The 20,541-nt window shown below is 55.9% G+C and carries 14 protein-coding genes; 12 read left to right on the forward strand and 2 right to left on the reverse strand.

Annotated features, from left to right (window positions below; translation table 11 throughout):
• Positions 1 to 10: 10 nt before the first annotated feature.
• Genes ACP4CD_RS00140 through ACP4CD_RS00175 form a run of 8 tightly spaced genes read left to right on the forward strand, consistent with a single transcriptional unit; the run spans position 11 to position 10,429 of the window.
• Positions 11 to 2,005, forward strand: coding sequence for a GumC family protein (locus ACP4CD_RS00140; RefSeq protein WP_426992849.1), 1,995 nt, complete (start codon positions 11 to 13; stop codon positions 2,003 to 2,005).
• A complete protein-coding gene (locus ACP4CD_RS00145) occupies positions 2,005 to 3,207 on the forward strand; it encodes a glycosyltransferase (RefSeq protein ID WP_426992850.1) in 1,203 nt (400 codons plus the stop codon). Before ACP4CD_RS00140 ends, ACP4CD_RS00145 begins: the two co-directional genes overlap by 1 nt.
• The gene (locus ACP4CD_RS00150; protein ID WP_281020982.1) at positions 3,200 to 4,528 is read left to right on the forward strand and encodes a cellulase family glycosylhydrolase; all 1,329 of its coding nucleotides are present in this window, start codon (positions 3,200 to 3,202) and stop codon (positions 4,526 to 4,528) included. The genes ACP4CD_RS00145 and ACP4CD_RS00150 overlap by 8 nt, the downstream gene beginning before the upstream one ends.
• Before the next feature lie 43 nt (positions 4,529 to 4,571).
• The gene (locus tag ACP4CD_RS00155) at positions 4,572 to 5,783 is read left to right on the forward strand and encodes a glycosyltransferase family 4 protein (RefSeq protein WP_217631728.1); all 1,212 of its coding nucleotides are present in this window, start codon (positions 4,572 to 4,574) and stop codon (positions 5,781 to 5,783) included.
• Positions 5,767 to 6,870 carry a glycosyltransferase family 4 protein gene (locus ACP4CD_RS00160; protein WP_426992852.1) on the forward strand — a complete coding sequence of 368 codons (1,104 nt, stop codon included), beginning with the start codon at positions 5,767 to 5,769 and terminating at the stop codon, positions 6,868 to 6,870. The genes ACP4CD_RS00155 and ACP4CD_RS00160 overlap by 17 nt, the downstream gene beginning before the upstream one ends.
• The gene (locus tag ACP4CD_RS00165; RefSeq protein ID WP_426992853.1) at positions 6,870 to 8,273 is read left to right on the forward strand and encodes an O-antigen ligase family protein; all 1,404 of its coding nucleotides are present in this window, start codon (positions 6,870 to 6,872) and stop codon (positions 8,271 to 8,273) included. Before ACP4CD_RS00160 ends, ACP4CD_RS00165 begins: the two co-directional genes overlap by 1 nt.
• Positions 8,270 to 9,091 (forward strand): acyltransferase, encoded by an 822-nt coding sequence (locus ACP4CD_RS00170; RefSeq protein ID WP_426992854.1) that lies wholly within the window; start codon positions 8,270 to 8,272, stop codon positions 9,089 to 9,091. Before ACP4CD_RS00165 ends, ACP4CD_RS00170 begins: the two co-directional genes overlap by 4 nt.
• A complete protein-coding gene (locus ACP4CD_RS00175; RefSeq protein WP_426992855.1) occupies positions 9,092 to 10,429 on the forward strand; it encodes a lipid II flippase MurJ in 1,338 nt (445 codons plus the stop codon). It begins immediately after the preceding gene.
• Positions 10,430 to 10,460: 31 nt separating this feature from the next.
• Here the strand turns inward: ACP4CD_RS00175 and ACP4CD_RS00180 are convergent, their stop codons facing one another.
• Both ACP4CD_RS00180 and ACP4CD_RS00185 read right to left on the reverse strand, forming a co-directional pair.
• A complete protein-coding gene (locus ACP4CD_RS00180; RefSeq protein WP_426992856.1) occupies positions 10,461 to 12,338 on the reverse strand; it encodes a proton-conducting transporter membrane subunit in 1,878 nt (625 codons plus the stop codon).
• Entirely contained in the window at positions 12,335 to 14,941 is a 2,607-nt protein-coding gene (locus ACP4CD_RS00185) for a YbcC family protein (protein ID WP_426992857.1), read from the reverse strand. The genes ACP4CD_RS00180 and ACP4CD_RS00185 overlap by 4 nt, the downstream gene beginning before the upstream one ends.
• A 617-nt stretch (positions 14,942 to 15,558) precedes the next feature.
• On the opposite strand from ACP4CD_RS00185, the gene ACP4CD_RS00190 reads away from it, so the two are divergent.
• The 4 genes from ACP4CD_RS00190 (at position 15,559) to ACP4CD_RS00205 (ending at position 20,538) form a co-directional block, all read left to right on the forward strand.
• Positions 15,559 to 17,205: a SulP family inorganic anion transporter gene (locus tag ACP4CD_RS00190; RefSeq protein WP_426992858.1), complete on the forward strand. Its 1,647-nt coding sequence runs from the start codon at positions 15,559 to 15,561 to the stop codon at positions 17,203 to 17,205.
• A gap of 156 nt (positions 17,206 to 17,361) precedes the next feature.
• Positions 17,362 to 18,081 carry a DUF2490 domain-containing protein gene (locus ACP4CD_RS00195; RefSeq protein ID WP_426992860.1) on the forward strand — a complete coding sequence of 240 codons (720 nt, stop codon included), beginning with the start codon at positions 17,362 to 17,364 and terminating at the stop codon, positions 18,079 to 18,081.
• Between the two features lie 252 nt (positions 18,082 to 18,333).
• On the forward strand, positions 18,334 to 19,701 hold the full coding sequence (locus ACP4CD_RS00200; protein ID WP_071160939.1) for a hypothetical protein: 1,368 nt from the start codon (positions 18,334 to 18,336) through the stop codon (positions 19,699 to 19,701).
• Positions 19,702 to 19,815: 114 nt separating this feature from the next.
• A complete protein-coding gene (locus ACP4CD_RS00205) occupies positions 19,816 to 20,538 on the forward strand; it encodes a hypothetical protein (protein WP_064030603.1) in 723 nt (240 codons plus the stop codon).
• The last annotated feature ends 3 nt before the right edge of the window (positions 20,539 to 20,541 follow it).

Below are 20,541 nucleotides of genomic sequence, written 5' to 3' on the forward strand. Positions count from 1 at the left end.
TTCTGACGCCATGATTGAGATCCGCTCATTTAGAGACATCGCACGGCTATTTTTCATTTTTTACAACGAATTTCGGCTGGCTGTCGTCGTTACGGTTAGCGTGGCCGTTCTCGGCGCGTTTTTATTGCCGTCCCGATTCGAGTCCGAAGCGCGGTTATTGGTCAAGCCGGGCCGTGAAACCAGTATTTTACCGATCGAGTTTGGAGACCGGCAAACCTTGGTGGCGCCCAGCACGCAGCGCGATCCGGTGGTCGACGAAGAAAAAATGCTGACCGGCCGCCCCATCATACGTAAGGTCGCGGAATATTATTTGACCCAGATGGAAGGTCAAGCGCCACAGGGATTCTGGAAAACCCTCAAGCATCATATGAAGGAAGCCGCCGGTTGGGTATTGGACAAACTGCGAAGTGGCTTGGTCTCGGTGGGTTTGTCCGAAGACCAAACGCCAGTCGATCGATTGGTCGGAAAATTGGAGAAAGCCTTCGAGGTCACTCACGCCGCCGGTTCGAACGTGATGGAAGTGGGTTTTACCTGGGACGACCCTTACATAGCCCAGCAGGTGGTTTCCAAGTGGATTGAGTTTTATCAAGAAGAGCGCGCGCGAGCGCTCGGGGACAAGAGTCTTTACGAATTTTACGAATCCGAGAGCCGGAAATTGGCAAGACAGATCGCCGAAGATAAAAATACGTTGGCGACATTGCTGATGAGCATCGACGGTATCAGCTCCAAGGAAAAGTTGGAAGCCATTAGTAACCGCTTAAACAAGTTGAATGCCGAACGGTCTGAAGCCATCGCGGAACAATCCGGCCTGCAAAAAGGCGTAACCAGCGCCAATCAATTGGCGATGGGCTTGCCTAAGGAAGTCACCACTCTGCGGGAATTGAGTTTGAACCCGGTTCGTCAGGATTTGTTGATCAAACTGAATCAAATGCAGGTCGATCGGGTAGAGGCGCTGAAAGTTTATAAGTCTGACGCTCCGCAAATCAACGATCTGGATGCGGCCATCGATTCGCTGAAGGCTCAAATCGATTTGGAAAACCATTCGATCCAGAATATGGAAAATCGAGCGCCCAACGAGTTGTTTACGACATTGCAACGGAATTCCTTGCAAAGCAGTACGCGGGTCCACGAGCTTGCCGCGCGGATTGCCGCATACGACAATGAACTGGCCGAACTGAAAGGCGACTACCAACGCATCTTGACCATGGAACCGGAAATTTCCCGATTGGAACGCACCTTGGCAGAGGCCGAAAAGAGCCATGCCTTGTATTTAAGCAGTCTGGAAAAAGCCCGAATCGACCGAGAATTGGATAAAAGCCGGATCAGCAACATAGCGGTCATTGAGGAGGCTACGTTTAGTCCGGCCAGAGTGTTTCCCAAAAGTTTGACGATACTGCTGGCGGCGTTTCCGGCCGGTATCGCGGTTGGTTTTCTGGCGATTTATCTAAGCTATCTGCTCGACCAGCGCATCCATGACGGCAGTTCGATCGAAACCGCGTTCGGCGTACCGACTTGGTGCTCGATACCGGATCAGCGGGCGGAAGATAGCCAAACCGCGATTTTCGACGCCGCCATTTACCGCTTTTATAGTTTGCTACCCAGGGACAGACTTGCGAACGAAGGATTGACGATAGGCATAGCCTCGGCTAGGCATGGCGAAGGCGTCAGTTTTATCGCCCATGCGTTTCTGCAGGTATTGGCTGACCGCAAAATCGGCGCCCGAATCGCTGTAAACGAATCGGATGTCGCGAAACCCGGCGAAGTCGTGTTGATTGAAGCATCGGCCCTGTCCAGCAACAGAGCGGCATTTCTGATGCTTAGGAATGCCAATTTGATTCTGCTGGTCGTTCAAGCCGGCCAATCAACGGTGCCCGTCATCGAAAATGCGTTGTCGATCCTGAGAACCGCGTTCCAAAAGGTGGACGGCGTCATCGTCAATCGTCGCAGTTATGAGGTTCCGGCCAGCTTATTGGCTCGGTTCGAAAATTTGAAGCGAGCAATCTGATGCGCATAGCTCTGATTTCGCCATTGCCTCCCGAGCAAACCGGCATTGCCGATTACGCGGCCGCGTTCAAAAATGCGCTTGAAGGGCAGGGCGTCACTGTCGACGTGCCTTTTTCCGGGGTGGCTATCGCAGGTACGCCGGAAAGCGTGGCCCGTTACATGGCGACAATCGATTGGGCGGTTTATGACGTGGTGCATGCTGAGTTGGGCGGAGGACGGATACGAGAGTTTCTGGCATTGGAATGGCTAGCCGCGCATGCTCCGACGGTGGCGTTAACCGCCACCGTGCACGATCCCGAGCGCTTAATCTGGAAGCCCGCCAGTTTGCCGGGGCCGTTGGCGATGGCGGCCCGACTACCGCGCGCCGTTTATCAAGCCTTGGTATTGCTAGCCGATCCGTTGACGTTAGCGAGGGAGCGGCGCTTGGCGCGGTGTTTGTCGGGAATTGTCACCTTGACCGAAACTGGAGCTCGTTGTTTGGAGCAGCGGATGAAGCTCGCCAGCGGCGCGGTGACGACGATAGCGCACGGCAACTTTACGATCGACGAGCAAGCTCTACCGATAACGCCACCGGACGGGCCGTTAAAGCTGTTGTATTTCGGTTTTATTTATAAAGGCAAAGGGATCGAGGACTTGATCGATGCGATTGCCTTACTGTTTCGGCAACGACCGGAAGCCCAGCGGAAATTGAGTTTGACCTTGGCCGGCGGAACCGCGCCAGACATCGCATTCGGCGACGATAATTCCTACATTGCCGGGCTGCAACGCCAATTGACGGAAGCGGGCTTGGCGGAAAGCCATGTTCATTGGCAGTTGGATGTGCCGGCTGCCGAGATTCCCCATATCATCCAGGCGCATCATGTGTTGGTGCTGCCTTATAAGGAGTCGAAAAAACTCGCCTTTTTGGGGCGCATGTTGGGCACCAGCGGCGCTTTGTCCTGGGCCAACGCTTGCGGTCGGGGGGTGATCAGCTCCGATGCCCGCGCATTCGTCGAAGAAGTTTCCCATGGCAACGGTGCCGTGTTTCCGCAAGGCGACAGTGTGGCGTTGGCGACCGAATTGGTCAAATTATTGGATCAGCCGGAAACGATTGGCGCGTGGAGCCGCTCGGCGACGGCAATGGGCCAAGCTCGGGCTTGGCCGCGGATCGCGTCTGCCTTCAGCGCGATGTTTAAATCAGTTTCGGGGAAAAGTCATGATTAGCAAATTTTGGCGTTTAATCGGCTTGGTCTTCTTGTTTGCGGGAATGGCGTTTAACCAGCCAAGGGCCGCGGACCTGTATTTGATTCCGCCCAAGCCATTAGTCTGGAAGGATTTCCTGGGTGTTAATGCCCACCTGCTATGGTTCAATGAGGCGCAATACAGCCAACAGTTGAGTCAACTGAAGGCGCTCGGGCTGGAATGGGTCAGGATCGATGTACATTGGGATCGCCTGGAGCCGGAAGAGAAAAAATTTGTGTGGGAACCCTTGGACGGCGTTGCCGATGCGTTGCAACAACAGCAGGTTAAATCGGTTGTTTATCTGGTTGGTTCGGCACCGTTCGCCAGTAGCTCTATTTTACCGTTCGGGCAGTCCGATCAGTATCCGCCCAAGGATGTCAATGTCTTTGCGGACCGAATGGTGACCCTGGCCAAACGGTATCCTGTAGTCAATGCCTGGCAAGTCTGGAACGAGCCGAATTTGCCGGCGTTTTGGCAACCCTTGGCCAGTCCGGACGACTACGGCAAATTGTTCAACGCATCTTACCAGGCTCTGCGCGGCGGCGCTGCGGACAAGACGGTGGTGATGGCCGGCATGGCGTATTACAGTCAAATGCCGTTGCGCAGCGGTTTGATGTTGGAAGAGTTGGCTCAGAAGATCGGTTCGCCGTGGCGAGGATCGATAGTCGCTTATCACCCCTACAGTTTGTCCCCGGAAGGGGACGATCCGAGCGTTGCGGATTTTGTCGTCCGCACCAAAACCCTGAATGCCCGTTTACGCGCTACCAGCCCGCTTGGGATTTGGGCCACCGAATGGGGATGGTCAAGCTATGACGGTCCTAAGGAAGAGCAGGACTTGATCGGCGTGGATGGCCAAGCCGACTATCTATTGCGGCGTTTGGCGTTGATCAGCGCCGTCGATTTCGATCGAGTATTTTTGTTTGCGCTGTCCGACCTGGACGAGCGGGCCAGTTACCGGGATCGCTATTATGGTCTACTGGACCTGAACGGCAATCCCAAGCCGGCCTATACCGCATTAGCCAAATTTCTGGCCATTACCGGACCGCGTCTTAATCCGGGGACCATGCCGAAAGTCAGCAGTTTGCCCAAGGACTTGGCAACGTTCAGCGTCAGTTGGATGAAGCCGGACGGCACGCAGTTGTTGATGTTTTGGGCGAAGAATGCCGGCACGATGGAGTTGGCGAATATCCAGTCGGCGACCTTGCATCAACCGCTCAAGCAGACCTCCAAAGCATTAACCGTGAATGGCGGCAAAGTGTCCGTGCCGGTAACCCAGCAGTTACAAATTTTGGAGTGGCGCTAACCGCTGCGACCTTTAGTCCATGATCGCCTCAGCAAACTCAACGATGCCAGCACTGAAAATATTGTGGACCTTACCGTATCTGCCGTGGCCGACCACCAGCGGCGGGAAGGTGCGCCAGTACCATTTACTGCGTAGCCTGAGTGAGCGCGGCCATCGGATTACCTTGTTGGTGCAAAGCAAGGAGACCTTGTCGGAATCGGCTCGGGAGCAGTTGGAATCGGTCGTCGAAAGATTGATCGTGTTGCCCAGGCGACCGTTGAAGCATCCCTACTCGCTGGCGGCCGCCGCATTCGCTCCTTATCCGTTGCTAACCAGCGTTAACGGACTGGCACCGGCATTGGAGCATCAGTTCTCGCAATTGCTGAAAGAGCCTTGGGATGTCGTCCAGATTGAACACAGTTACGCACTGCAACCCTATTTGCACTCCTTGCGGGATCGTCGGCAAGATTTCGTATTGACCGAGCACAACGTCGAGTCCTCGCTCGGTGCGGCAACCTATCAGCATTTGCCCAAATGGATTTGGCCTTTCGTGGTTTACGATCAATGGCGCTACCGGCGTTGGGAGAAGTCGGCATTGAAGTCGCCGGCCCGTTTGATCGCGGTCACCGAGAGTGATGCCGCCGAGTTGGGTAGAATTGCCGGGCGCGACGTGGACGTGGTGATTAACGGTGTCGATACTCGGGGGTTCGCTGGCGTCGTCCCGGATTTGACTAGCCAGCGTATCTTATTTGTCGGCAATTTCGAGTATCCGCCTAACCGCGATGCGGTGGAATGGTGTCTAAACGACATCATGCCCAAGGTTTGGGCGCGGATGCCGGAGGCGAAGCTCGCGGTCTGCGGTTACGCGATGCCCGAGAAATGGGCCGGACAATGGCCTGACCCTCGCGTGGAATGGTGCGGTTTCGTTAACGATTTGACCTTGGAGCAAGGGCGCTCGGCGGTGTTTCTGGCCGCGTTGCGCGAAGGCGGCGGGTCCAAACTCAAGGTGCTGGAGGCGCTGGCGGCGGGTTTGCCGTTGGTCAGTACCAGCCAGGGCGTGTCCGGATTGAGCTTGCAAGCCGATGTGGAGTATGCGCGGGGCGACGATGCCGACGGTCTCGCGACAGCCTTGATCGACAGTTTGCGCGATCCGGATCGGGCCGGCGACATGGGGAAGGCAGGGCGGCTTTATGCCGCTAATCATCATGACTGGCGAGTTGCCGCTGATCAATTGGAATCCGTTTACCGGAAAATGACCGATGCGCGTAGGAATTGATTATCGTCCGGTGGTGGCGGCTCCGTATTCCGGTATCGCCAGACAGGTGTTGGCCTTGGAGCAAGCCTTGATCGACGGCGGAGCCGAAGTCTTCCGCTTTAGTCCGGCTCCGGCCGACCACCCGTTGCGGCAACGGTTGCTGTGTCCCGATGAGCCTAGCCCAGCCGAAGGTTTGCACCGGCCGCGAGAGCGCCTCAAGTTCGAATGGGCATTCTTACCGAAAGCTGTCGAAGCTCAGTGTTTAGATTTGTATGTCGCGACCGCGAACACCGGCTTGCCGGTCAAACGCGTGGCAGGGACCCGCTACGCGTTACTGTTGCACGACGTGTTTCAATTGACGATGCAAAACTATCATGCGAGCCGCGTTAGAGCGCTGGTTTACCGGTGGATAGACCGTGTAGGGATTGCTCATTCAGTGCGACTGGCCGATGTAATCTGGTCGCCTTCAGCTTTTACCGCCGGCGAAGTTGCGAGATTGTTTCCCAAACAGGCGCGGCGTATTTCCGTATTGCCGAATGCCGTGCCGGCATCGGCGAATGCCGCCGATGCCCTGCCGGATGGTGTGCCCGATCGGTATTGGCTGGTGGTTGGGACGCGCGAGCCGCGAAAAAACATCCCTTGGTTCATCGAAAATTGGCGGCTGGCCAGGAGTAGCGATGCGGTAATCCCGGAATTGGTGTTGGTCGGTCATCCCCAGGATATACCGGCCGACCAGCGCAATTTGCCTGGTTTGATGGTGATAAGCGGTTTGAGCGATAGCCAATTGGGGGCGCTTTATGCGCATGCCGATCGCCTTTGGCAGCCGTCGCTGGCGGAGGGTTTCGGCTTGCCGGTCGTCGAAGCATTGGGCCATGGCACGCTGGTGGCTGTCGCGACCGGTTCCGCGCTGGATGAAGTGGCGCCGCCGTCCGCGCCGAGGTTTTCGCCGTTGGACGGCGAGGCCCTGCAAATTATGATGCGGGGTTTGGCCGGCGACGCGCCTCGCGACACCGATAGCGCGAGGCAATGGGCGGCCCGCTACGCCATGCCCGAATACACCCGGCGGGTTTGGGCCTTGGTTGACGACCTGATCAACGCCAACCACTGATGGCCGTACAGGGCAAATTCCTGGCCGTCGCGTTGGGCTTGCTGTTTGGTGGCTTGCTGACGCTGTTGGATCCGGCGAAAGCCGTTTTGGCGTTGGTGGCGCTGGCGATGACGATTGCCGTCATGCGTCGTCCGCTGCTGGGCCTGTTGCTGTTTGCGTTCTTCGCCACCTTGATTCCTTATACGACGGTTCAGTTGGGAATACGGATCACGGTGTCCGAAGCCTTGCTGGCACTGACTTGGCTCGGCGTTTTCTGGCAATTGACGATACGCCGCTGCCGCTGGGTAGTCGGCAGCACCGAGCGGCAGCTGATTTGGCTGATGCTATTTACGACGATTCCGTTCGCGGTCGGGCAACTGACCATCCAGGCCGAGGGTAGCGGACTGGTCAACTGGATACGTTGGCTGATGAACGTTTCGACGTTGTTGTTGGTGCCTATTTTGATCGACGACGATCGCAAGCGCGACAAACTACTCCTTGCCTTGCTGCTGGGGACTTTGGCGATGCTGACGCTGTCGATTTTTTATTTTTTGAAGGATCGCAACGCCAATACTTTCATTCCGGTGTTGGAAAAACTCAAATACGCACATCCCGAGGCGGTCAAGGATATTTTCTCGGCCAATTTCAGTCGGATGGCTTCGCCTTGGGTGCATCCGAATCTGACCGGTGGGGTACTGGTGTTATTTTTGCCGTTGGCCTATTTCTATGCCCGTTTTCAAAACGGTTGGCGTAGCCTGCTGGGTTGGACGGTGGCGCTGATGGGTGCGGCCGGTTTGTTGTTCAGCATGTCCCGTGGCGCCATTGTCAGTCTGGCGCTAGTCTTGTTGTGGCTGACTTGGCTGCGAGTGCCGGGCGCCGGGCGAATTATCGGTACCGCGACGGTATTGGTCGTGGGCTTAGTGTTGTTTTATCCGCCGCTGCAAGAGCGTTTGTCGACCACCTTTTCGTCCACCAACGCCAGCACCGAAATTCGGATGGACGAGTACCGGCGTTTTCCGGATGCGATGGCCCGCTATCCCTTGGGCATCGGCTTCAAAACCGATCCGCCGCCGCCGAATACCGGCTTGCTCGGCATTTCCAATCTGTGGCTCAACTTTATTTATAAAACCGGCATTCCCGGCATGTTGCTGTTTGTCGCGGTGACGGTGGCCTGGTGGCGCGAGATCAAACCGCGTGGTTGGCTGAATCTGTTGAACCGCGAACGGGCGGTTTGGATCGGCAGCAGCGCGGGCTTGCTGTCGGCCTTGCTGACCGGTCTGTTCGATCACTATTACAGTTTTACGATGGTTTTAGTCGCGTTGTTCTGGATGATTATGGCACTCGGCCTGCATTCGGCGCGGCGTTTGGCGATTGAGGGCGATCCTTTGTTATTTACCGGGCAAAACAGGAGAGATACGCAATGAAACACCGCATTTACCATTCCAACGCCGTTCGCGATCGTCTGGTGGACTACGCCGAAAAACTGGCGGTCGACGCCGGCGAGTTACTCGTGGCCTATGAGTGGATGTTGGCTAACGACGTTGCTTTCGAGGAAGGCGACGCTGACCGTCCGCGGGTGTCGATTTGCTCGGTTAACATTGAAATGCGGATCGAGCAACCGCTGGCGCGGCGGTTTTACGCCTTATTGCGCGATGAAATTCCGACCACCTTCGTGCCGGCCTACGGCATCAATTGGCCGACGTTAAAGGACCGTTGGCTGCGGGCCTGGGAGCAGTGGTACAACATTTTGATCAACAAGATTCCCAGTCACCATCTACGCATCGCTTGGCTGAGGCTGGGGGGCGCCAAGATCGGTAAGGGATCGTCGATTTGGCGGAATACCGAAATTATCGGCGTCGAAAACTTGGTGATCGGCGACGATACCTGCATTGCTTGGCATTGCCAGATCGATGCCCGCGCCGGTTTGATCATTGGTAATCACGTTGCGGTGGCTTCGCACGCCAAGATCATTGCCGGCACCCACGATTTGGAAGCACCGGAATTTTGGTCGGTATCGGCGCCGATTTACATCGAAGACTACGTCTGGATCGCTACCGGAGCTTTGGTTGGGCACGGTGCCAAGATCGGCAAGGGCGCGGTCGTGACCGCTAACACCGTGGTCAGCAAGGAAATCGCACCGTATAAGATCGTCGGCGGTATGGGGGCCAAACCGATGGGCGAACGGCCTCACGATCTCACCTATAAAGTCGGCGGCAGGGGGCTGTTCTGCCTGTTCTACTAAATGCTGGGTTCCACACTGTTATTGACGCTGGCGACGCTGGCCGGCCTGGTCGCCGGGTTTGGCCGGGAATGGCTGTTGATCGCCGATTGGGGGGCGGGCGCCAAGACCGACGCCTTTCTGGTGGCGATGTTTTTACCGGAGGCGATTCGGGTCATGCTTGCCGGCGGCCTATTGTCGGCGGCGATGTTACCGCTGTGGCAACGCGCGGATACCCAGATTCAGCCGCTTTGGTTGAGCGGTCAAATCGCCCATTGGCTAGCGGCCGGTCTTGGTCTGGCATTGGCGATCGCGGCGGCCGCTCCGCTACTGATCGGCTGGATCGGTCCCGGTTTGGCGGCGGCCGACCGCGAACGCGGCGTCGAGGTTTTGATCTGGCTAGCTTTCACGATTCCCGGTTTTCTGACGCAGGCGGTGTTGACGGTGCCGCTGCAAGCCGCCGGCCGTTTTCTACTGTCGGGCTTGGGTTCTCTGTTGTTCAATTTGCCGCCGGTGGTGTACTTGGGGTGGGCCGGTAAACAGGCCGATGAAATTTGGTTGGCGCAGAGTTTTCTGGTCGGCAGTGCGCTGATGGCGCTGGTATTGTTTCCCTCCGCCTGGGGATTCGGCTGGCGGCCTTGGTTGGCAGGCGCGAAAGGCGAGTTTACTCAGGTTTGGCGCCAGCTTTGGCCGTTGTTGCTCAGTAGCGGCGCCAGCCAAGGTTTGGCGTTGTTAGAGCGACTGACCGCGTCGTTACTGGGCGAAGGTTCGGTGACGCTGGTCAATCTGGCACGTAAACTGGTCAATATTCCGCTGATTGCGTTAATGGGTTTGAACCAAGTGCTGCTCGGCAAAATGAGCGGCGAAGGTGAGCAGAGCCGTTTACGTCTGATGCAGCGAGGCTTGTCGATTTGCACCCGGCTGACCTTGTTGCCGGTGGCCGGACTGATGTTGATCTCGCCGTTATTGGTAACGAAATTATTGCCGGCCGGCTTGAGTCAAGGGCCGTTGCCGTTATTGCTGGCCTTGTTTGCGCTGTCGATCGTGTTCGGCAGTTGGAACGCCTTGCTGGCCCGCTATTTTTACGCTGGCGCCGATACCCGCACGCCGTTGTTGTGCGAATTGTCGGGCAGCGGCGTGCAAGCGGTGTTATTGCTGGCCTTGCCCGCTTACCTCGGCATTTGGGGGCTGCCCGCCGCGGTCATGGGCGGGGTGTTCAGTACCGGCGTGTTGCTGGCCGGCAAGGTTTCCAACGGACTGTGGCGGCGACTCGCCAAGCTTAGCCTGCTGGCCTTGCTGGTGTGCGGTGCTTGTCTGTTCACGCTGTTTCAGCTCTATCCGGCGCTGGCCGCCACACTGTAGCGTTTCCCATGGCTTCGGCCACACTGTCGGATCAAGTTTCCAACGGTCTAACCTCGGCGGGCCGGCCCATGCATAATCTGACGAAAACGCGGGCGGCGGCGATGCCGTTGACGACGAAGGCGATCGTGATCGGTAACGCGAACCAGGGATGTTGATTGGTGGCGTGCGCGAGTAACAGGTCTTCGCCCAAAAAGGCCGGCGTGATTGGAAAACCGACCAAGCCCAAAAAGCTCAAAAACAGCAGCAAGGACCAGCCGGGTTGGGTTTCGGCCAATGCCCGATACCGGAACGGCATTGCCGCGAAATCTTCGTCGCGCAGCAGGCGTTTCAGGACGAAAATGCCGAGCAGCCAGGACGGTACAATGCCGCTGGCAAACAGCAGGACATCGGGGGCGGCCTCGGGCGTCATCATCCACACCGCCGCGCCGGCCAGTAGGCAGCTTAGCGCAATTGCGTGCCAAACCCGCAGCGGATTGCGGTTTTGACTGAACGCGCCCAGCGTCGCCAATACCATGGCCAATGAGACCGGCATGGACAAATACGCCGGATCGACGGATTGTTGCAGTTTCGACACCGGAATCAGCGCCAGCACCGAAAATAGCACCAAGTATTTAATCGCCGGCCGCACGGCGTTCGCTCGACTGCCGATGGCCTTCAACGGGTCCCACAAACTCATTCTCACCAGCCGCTCCAGATTGCCTTCCTGCAACGCGAACACGTACAAGGTGTTTTGCAGCACACCCGGCAGGGTGTCGCGAATCGAGTAGGGCAAACGGTCGCGCATCGCGCTGGGTTTGATGACGAAGTCGGTATCCACCGATCCCTCGACCCTTAACAGGTGAGCGACGATGGACGGCGAGACCAGCAATTGGTAGCAGCGCAAGAAGGCGTTACCGAGAAAATGCATCAAAACCAGAGGTTCCAGACCGAATGCCAGTTCGACGAACATGAAGCCAACCTGGGTAATCGATGCATAGGCGATCTGACCCTTGATGTTGGATTGGGTTTTTTCAGACAAACTGGCGACGACGATGGTCAGCAAGCCGATCGCCAACACGACCAGACGACTCACATAATGGTAGCTCCAGATCGGCATCGTCCGCAGTAGCAAAAACACGCCCAAATGGATGGACAAGGCACCGTAAAATATCGCGCTGGATGGGGTCGGACCTTCCATCGCCCGCGGCAACCAAAAACAAAACGGAAACTGCGCCGATTTGCCGGAAGCGGCGATCACAATCAACCACGACAAAAACAGCAACGAGGCATAGCCGGCCGGCGGCATGGCCGCGTGATCGAACAAGTTGGCCAGCTCGCTGAAGTGTTGGCTCTCGTGAAACAGCAAATGGCTCATCCAGGCGCCCAGCAACAGACCGACGTCGCAAAACCGGTAGATGGTGTAGGCGCGCAACGCATTACGGACCGGTTGCGGCCGATGTCGATAAAAGGCGATCAGCAGAAACGAACAAACGCCGACAATTTCCCAACCGGCGAACAACATATCGATCGAGCCCGACAAAATCACCAGATTTAAACCGAAGCTAAAGCCGAAGATGGTCAGGAAAAAGCGCTTATAGCCGGATTCGCGGTGCAGGTACACCCGGCAATAGCGGACGATGATCGCGAATATCGCCCAGGCGCAGAACAGATAGGTCGCACCGACCACGTCCAAATAGAACAGTATCGGGAAGTGGTAGTCGCCGCGAGCGTACAGATCGAACCAAACGAATTCGTGATTCGGGAAGCCGTAAGCGGACCATGTCGCCAACAGGGTCAAAACGCACGAGCCCATCAGACGCGCGGTCCAAAGGCTGATTCTGGCGATGCGGTGTTCGTTCGGCGCCGATGCCAGAATCAGCAAAAAGCCGAGCATCGGTAAAAACAGGCTGGCGAGTATCAAGCCATTCATGCGGGTCTCCCAAGCAATTGATGGACCGGTATCGTTTCGGTTTTACCGACGATAATCCGTTCGGAATGCGGCGCGGCGGGCGGCTGTAACGACGCCGGTAGGCGTACGGCTTCCCAGCTCCGCGCCGAGTAATAAAACAGTTCGTGGCTGAGCGGATCTTGGCAGGCAAAGCGTATCCACTCGTTGTCCAGCCATTCCTTCAGATCGCCGATTAAGGCCAGGGCTTGATCGACGATGTCCCGGCGCTGCTCGATCACCATCAGCAGTCGGGCCGGTTCGTGAACTTCGATCATTTGCTGCGGCAGTCCGGTACGCAAGTCGCCCTCGACGCCATTGGCGACGCCCAGCAGGCCGATCACGTTGTGCGGTAGTTTGGTGCCGGCGCCATAGACCGAATTGTCGACGCGGGAAAATAGGTATTCGAGGTTGATGCCGCCGCACACCGGAATGATGGCGCCAAGGATTTTGGCCAGGATTTCCCCTTGCGGGTCACTGTCCGGCACGTAGGAATGCAAAAATGAACGGCGATCCAAAAATAATTGGCGGCTCAGTTCTCGGCGGCCGACCACGCAGTAAAGATTGTTGGAATGGTTGTATTCCGGACGCGGCTCGAAAATCGACGAGGCGCGCGCTACCACGTGGCGGTGGGCCTCCTTATTGGAATGCGATTGCGGTCCCAATTCGAACCAACGGCAGCGTTCGCGGGCGTTTCTGAGCAAGGCATGTTGCATCGCATGCTTGAACGTATGCAGTTTGCTTAGATCGCGGTGCCGGTAGGCGTTCGGATCGAAGTAGCTGATTTCGTCCCGGCTGGTGTTGTGCAGTGCGGCGACGAAATAGGTGTCGTCCGGAATCGAGATGCCCCGTTCGCGCAGAATGTCGCGTACCGACGAATGGTTGGCCATCCAGGCAAAGGCGCGGGCATTCGGCGCGCCCGGCTTGCCGGAGCAGGCGCCGCAATCGTAGGCGGCGAAGTGCGGGTTGTTGACGCTGCTGGAGCCGTGAGCCACGATGACTACCAACGGCGCGAACCCCTGGGTCAGGCCAATGTTACGCAGTAAACCGCCGACTCGGTCGGCCATCTCCGAAAACGAGAAACCCAGCAAATAACCTTCCTCGGTCGGCTCGTCGTTTTCTCGCAATAGGTGCAGATGCGAGTGAGCCTCCACCTCGCTGAGTTGCTGAACCTTGGGAACGCCGGCGCCGGGACGAAACACGTTCCAGGCCAAACGAATCGCGTATCCCAAGCCGATGGTTTGGGTAAATAGCCAGCCGCGAAACATCGAATGCGCCGAGAAATGCATGCCGGCCAGATTTTTGGTTTTGGTTTTGGTTTTTTTCCGGTGTTGATGGGGGGCTTCCTCACGTATCAAATGCTTGGGGGTGATGACGGCCGGGCATTGGGCGACCGGGTAAACGTCGTCCAAACCCTGATATAAGAAGTCGATGCCGAAAAAACCGGCGGCGCCGAAAGTTTCGATGCTTGGATCGATTTCTTCCAGATGCCGACGCAGCGAGCATTCTCGGTCGTCGATGCAAAACAGGGCCTGGGCGGTCGGGCTGACTTTGGTCGTATTTGGAGTTGCTCGCGTTACCGGCTGGGTGACCAATGCGGCCAGCAACTCGCTGTGCATGGACCATTCCATCGCTTCGTGCCAGACCCGTAAACGCAACGGGATCGCCAAATCGGCAAGCTGGTGTTCGAAGCGCGGTAAGGTGTCCAACTGGGGTAGCTTGGCGATGTTGCTAAACTGCTTGCCGCGTTTTTTGGTCAGAAATGCCAGCTCGCAGGCCATTTCGAAAGCGATCAACTGCTTCAACGAAATCGTCCTTTTAGCCAGCAAGGCTTGCGGATTGAGCTCGATCAACCTGACCATGCCGGCCCAACCGGGGTGAGAGAGCAGCAACTCCAACAGATATTGTTCGTACCAGGACTCCGCGCCGACCATGCGTTCGAGGCAATGAGCGATGACGCCGTCCGGCCCTTGATTTAACAATTCGCGCACTTCGGCGATATGAAAAGGATAGAGCGGCAGCAAACTGTTTTGCGTCAAGCGCAGCACGCAATCCCAGAAGCTTTCGCCGTCCTTGGCCAAGGTCCAGCGGCTGATACCTTGGTCGAGAAAATTGCCCAGCAGGCGGAATACCACCGGATGGGCCAACGCGTTCAAATCGACTTCCAGAGCCGTCATCCAATGCGCGCGTATGCCGTGGTTAGCGAGCGAAATCGGCGGATAGTGACTGTGCTTGTCGTCTTCGAACAGGCGTTCGCGTAGCGCGGCGCGTTGGGCCTCAGGGCAATCGCAGTGCGCCAAGGCCCAGTCGATCGCATCGTCGCGAATACGGCCTTGCCGGTAGCGGCTTTGATAATCGGCTAACGGCAAATAGCTGCGGGCGCCAAAGATGCGAGCGGCAATCGCCACGCCTTCATGGAAGGGCTTGTCCTGCACCGCGTGCAGCGTATTGTGGTGGATAAAATCTTTTAGCGGGCCTTGCGTAGGCAGCCAATGGGCTATGTGTTCGATCGCCGCATCCAGATCGAAGCCGCCGGCACTGCCGAGAAGCTGATCGTTTAGCGGTGTAGTGGGTTTGGAAACCGTCATGGGTACATCAACCTCGTATCAAAAGAAAAGAGCCGGCAAACCTGAATTCCGTGGGTTGCCCGATGCGCGGGTGGGCGACCACGAGTAAGCGGTCCGGCTTACCTCGGAGCATGCCAGACTTTAATTTAGTAAAGCACAAGTCGTGCCATTTATTAAGTCATTGAATCGTAATATCTAATTCGAGAATATCGATAGGCTTCGGTGCAAATCGCCGGGGTGGCCGGTTGATTTCAACCGGACGCCGGCCACAGTTCGGCGGCTTGAATAGACCGGTAGCCAGGCAGCGTTTGTTCGGTTTGGTGCGGCGCGCGCACCGTCTTGTTCAGGAATGATAGGGAGCGTTTTCGTATAGTTCTGCAGCGCGCTCTGTTGGCGTGGATTTGAGGGGCGTGGACCGGGCGATTCACCAGCAATCAGCAAGAGTTTGCACCGCGAGTGGTGCAAATCGCGCGCGTGGTGGATTTCAACCAAGGTGCGTGGTTTTAATAAACCAGCCTGGTCGAATGCCAAGCGATTGGACGCGAACCAAAGCCGTGCAAACCTAGTATTTGCGCGAGGTTGAGGTGCTTGGCATATTTCTGGCTTAACAAAGGTTTTCCATTAAGCTGAGATTTACCATGTCGCAAGCATCCACTGTAGCTTTACCTAAAACAGGTATACCGGGGTTGATCGAAAACTGGCGTAGCGATTTGCTGTCCGGTTTTTTGGTGTTTTTGATTGCGCTGCCACTATGTTTAGGGATAGCGATGGCGTCCGGGTTTCCGCCGATGGCCGGCATTATTTCCGCGATTATCGGCGGCGTGGTGGTCTCTCGGATCAACGGCTCCTATATGACGATCAATGGCCCGGCCGCCGGTTTGATTGTCGTCATCGTCGACGCGGTGCAATCGCTCGGACAGGGCGATGCGATGGCCGGCTACCGTTATACGTTGGCCGCCATTGTCGTTGCCAGCGTGTTGCAGGTGCTGCTCGGCGTCTTCAAGGCCGGCAAGCTGAGTGCGTTTTTTCCGTCCTCGGTGGTGCATGGCATGCTGGCCGCGATCGGTATCATCATCATGGCCAAGCAGATTCATACCTTGTTGGGGGTTAAGCCCGAAGCCAAGACCTTATTGGGGACCATAGCGGAAATCCCGCATTCGATTGTCGAAATGAACCCGGAAGTATCGTTGATTGGTTTGTGCGGATTAGCTTTATTAATCCTGTGGTCTGTCATCAAACAGCCGACTTTGAAAATGATTCCGGCGCCGCTGTTGGTGGTGATGTTGGGTTTGGCCCTGGGCCAGTTTTTCGATTTGGATCATATCCATCAATACCTGTTCTTGCCCGATGCGGAAATTTTGCCGCACCACGAATTTACCGTGGGTCCGGCCTTTTTGGTGGCGGTACCGGAAAACTTCATGTCCGGGTTTTATTTTCCGGATTTTTCGAAAATCGCCGACCACGAATTTTGGATTTCGGTCGTCACGATCTGGCTGGTTGGTAGTTTGGAGAGTTTGTTGAGCGCCTCGGCGGTCGATAAGCTCGATCCTTATAAACGCAATTCCAATTTGAACCGCGATTTGGCGGCGGTTGGGGTCGGCAATTTGGTGTCGGGTATGATAGGCGGCTTGCCGATGATCGCCGAAATTGTCCGTAGCTCCGCCAACATTAACAACGGCGCTAAAACCGGCTGGGCCAACTTTTTCCACGGCTTGTTCTTGCTGATTTTCGTCGCCTTGTTTCCGCGCTTGATACACGAAATTCCGTTGACCTCGTTGGCGGCCTTGTTGGTATTTACCGGATTTCGTTTAGCCTCTCCGAAGGAATTCGCCAAAACCCTGACCGTGGGCTTGGACAACTTCGCGGTCTTCGTGATCACGATTATCGGCGTGATTGCCACCGACTTGTTGGTCGGCGTGGCAATCGGCATCGTTGTCGAGTTATTGATCCACGTCAGCCGCGGCTTGAAACCCGGCAATATCTTCTCGATGGCTTACCACGTCAATCAAACCAACGCCGATACCTACCATATCGCGGTCAGCGGCGCGGCGGTGTTTTCGAACTTCATCAGCCTGAAGAGTTTGCTTGCGGATTTTCCGGAAAAACAAAACGTGTTCTTTGATTTGACGGACGTCGATTTGATCGATCATACCGTGATGGAGTTTATCCATCACTACACCGAGGAATACAATCATGCGGGCGGCCGTTGCCAGATCCTCGGATTGGACGATCATCATTCCTACTCGGATCACCACTTGGCCGCGCGCCGAAAATTGAGTGTCTGAGCGGTCTTAACCGGTGGCCGGTCGGCGTGCGAGCCGGCCGCCGACACCACCTCGAATAATCACCTTTTCCGCCTAAGGCGCAGTCATGCAGCCCAGGCCGGAGGCATGCCCGCGAGACGGGTATTGAAACTTTAGTTTTGTCGTCGGAGGACCGAAATGACATCGAATCGATTGATATTGGCAACGCTTACGTTAACCGCGTTTTTCGTCGCCGGACCGGGTATCTCCAGAGCGCAAGCCGGCGAGTTGGCCGAGGATACCGGGGCCTGGTTGCAAATGGTTGGCGAAGGCAGTCTGAAAGCCGTCAACCCGGATTTGGAAAAGGCCAGAGTGTGGGTGGAAGGTCAGACGCGTTTCGACGGTAACTGGGAGCACTGGTACCAAGGCATGGTGCGCGGCGCGCTGGGCTACTCGTTGAGCGATCGCGCCACGATTTGGCTGGGTTACACCTGGCTGCCGACCCAAAACCAAAACAAGCCGTACATCGCCCAACAGGATTTCTGGCCGGCATTCCGTTACGTGCTGCCGACCGACATCGGTACTTTTACCTTCAGGACCATGTGGGAAAGCAACTTCCTGCGCGGCAACCAAGTCCGCGAACGCCCCCGGCAAATGATCAAATTCGTGCATCCGTTCGAGTTCGAGCCGCGTTTTAGTCTGGTGGCTTGGGACGAAGCGTTTTATCGGGTCAACACCACCGATTGGGGCGGCAAATCCGGTTTCGATCAGAACCGGGTATTCGCCGGGTTTGGGTGGAATTTCAATAGCCACGTGCGTACCGAAATCGGCTATATGAATCAATATCTGGAAGATGCCAAGCACGTGAATATGACGATGCACCATTTAGGGATGGCTTCCGTATTTATTAATTTTTAATGGTTTTAATGTCGTTTATTAAAATATAAACGGGGTTGCCTGTTTATACCAGCTTTAGTTCCGTCACTGTTTCAGCGAATTGTCGATAATAATTTTATAAAATTGGAAAGGCGTTGACTTTTGTTGGCGCTTGGGGTTTATTTGCTTTTCGTATTTATAACTTGTTGTTTTTTAACGTAAGTTAACGTATTTTTAATATTGGATTAATCTTGGTTTGGCTATAATTTAAACTCTATTTTAATGGAGTTGCTTATGGAAAAACATATTATAACGAGACGATTGATTCGGCGTTTCTTTTGGTTGTTTTGTTCGGTTTTGTACTGGGGTTTCGTCGGTCAAGCGCAAGCCCTGCCGAGTTTTGCCAGGCAAACTGGCATGGCCTGCGCGATGTGTCATACGCAAGCTTTCGGTCCGAATTTGACGCCTTACGGCCGGCAATTCAAATTAAATGGTTACGTGTGGGGTAACAACGATTCGGCCATCAGCCGTTTCGGCGGCATGGCCGTCGGTTCGCTGACCAATACCAAGCGCAACGATAGCGATATACCCGCCGACCCGGTATTGGCGCGGCGCGACTTTAACAGCAACAACAACCTGGCGTTAGATCAGGCCTCGTTGTTTTACGGCGGAAAGGTTTACGGCAACATGGGCGCTTTCGTGCAGTTTACCTACGATGGCGTGGCCAGTCGTTTCGCGTTGGACAACACCGATATTCGGATTGCCGACGAAGCGGATTGGCTGGGGCGCAATTTTGTCTACGGCGTGTCGTTCAATAACAGTCCGACCGTTCAGGATTTGTGGAACACCACGCCGGCTTGGGGATTCCCGTATTCCGGATCGCCGTTGGCGCGTACGCCCGGCGCCGAACCGGCGTTGGCCGCGCTGGGCGGCCAGATCGGCGGGGCCACCTTGTACAGCATGATCGACGATACGGTTTTCCTCGAAGCCGGTGCCTATACCAGTTTTGCCAAGTACGCCCAAAAAGGTATGGGGCAGTGGGACGACGGCGCGGTCAAAGTGGATGGCGGAGCGCCGTATTGGCGGATCGGTTTGCAAAAAGATTGGCAAGGCCACTATATATCGTTGGGGCATTTCGGCTTCAGGGCCAACGTTCAGCCCGACCCCACATTGACGGTCAGCGACCGCTACACCGATTTGGGCGTGGATTTTAATTACCAATACTTGGCCAACCCCAAGCATATCTATGAATTCAAAGCCAGCTACATCCGCGAATCTCAAGATCTACTGGCCAGCGCGGCCGCGGCATCCGCGGCACAGCGCAACCAGCAATTAGGCTTTTTGGGCTTGAACGGCGCTTACACCTTCGAGCAAACCTACGGCTTGACGGTTGGATACAACCATATCCACGGTAATCAGGACGCGGTGTTGTACGAAGCATCGCCGAACAGGCGGCCGAATTCGGACTACTTTACCTTCGAGTTGAATTACATCCCGTTCGGTAAAACGGCGGGTGTTGCCGAGTCCTACTTGAATCTGCGTTTCGCGGCCCAATATGTGGCTTACACGCGTTTCGACGGCGGCGACAAGAATTACGACGGCTCGGGACGTAACGCCAGCGACAACAACACCTTGTATTTCAATACCTGGTTAAGTTTTTAAAGTCGTCCATAAAGACCTCGATAAACCTCGTGGCTCCCGCTTGACCGGCACTTTGCGTGCCGGTCTTTTTTTGCCAAGTTAAACTATCCATCCAATCAATCTCCGAGGGATCGCATGGGCAAGCAATACACCCGTTTCAAGGATATTTCCGTCAGCGAACGTATCCTCAACACCGTGTTTTTATTGACGATAGGCCTGGGTTATTTGATGGCCTTGGTCAACATGTATTACACCCACCAGGGCCGCGACGGCAAGCGCGGCTTGTCGATCGACGACATCGTCATCATGTACCACGGTTCCAACAGCCAAACCCGCCTGGGCGCGGCGATCAACGGCATCATGGAACCTAACCTGAAATACAAGAGCGACAAGGAAGTTATTCAAAAATGGATACAGGACGGCGCGGAAAAGGACGGCTACGACGAAAAAATCGCGCCGATTCTGAACCGCGATTGCGTGCATTGCCACAATCCGGCCGCCAATCCATCGCTGCCGGATTTGACCACCTTTACGGGCGTCGCCGAAGTCGCCCACACCGGCGGCGCGTCGATTCCCGCCTTGGTCAGGGTATCGCATATCCATTTGTTCGGCATCGCCTTCATCCTGTTTTTCATCGGCAAGATCTTTTTATTGTGCGACATGAATATTTACGTCAAACGGATCGCGGTGGTGATTCCGTTCGTCGCGATGCTGCTGGACGTAGGCTCCTGGTTCGTCACCAAACATGTCCGCGAGTTCGCTTACGTGGTGGTGCTGAGCGGCGCGCTGATGGGCTTGTCGATGGGCGTGCAAATCCTGCTCAGCGTGTATCAAATGTGGTTTTACCCCAGGGACTGACGG

It is taken from the genome of Methylomonas stagni (assembly GCF_050154735.1).
Classification (GTDB): Bacteria; Pseudomonadota; Gammaproteobacteria; order Methylococcales; family Methylomonadaceae; genus Methylomonas; species Methylomonas koyamae_A.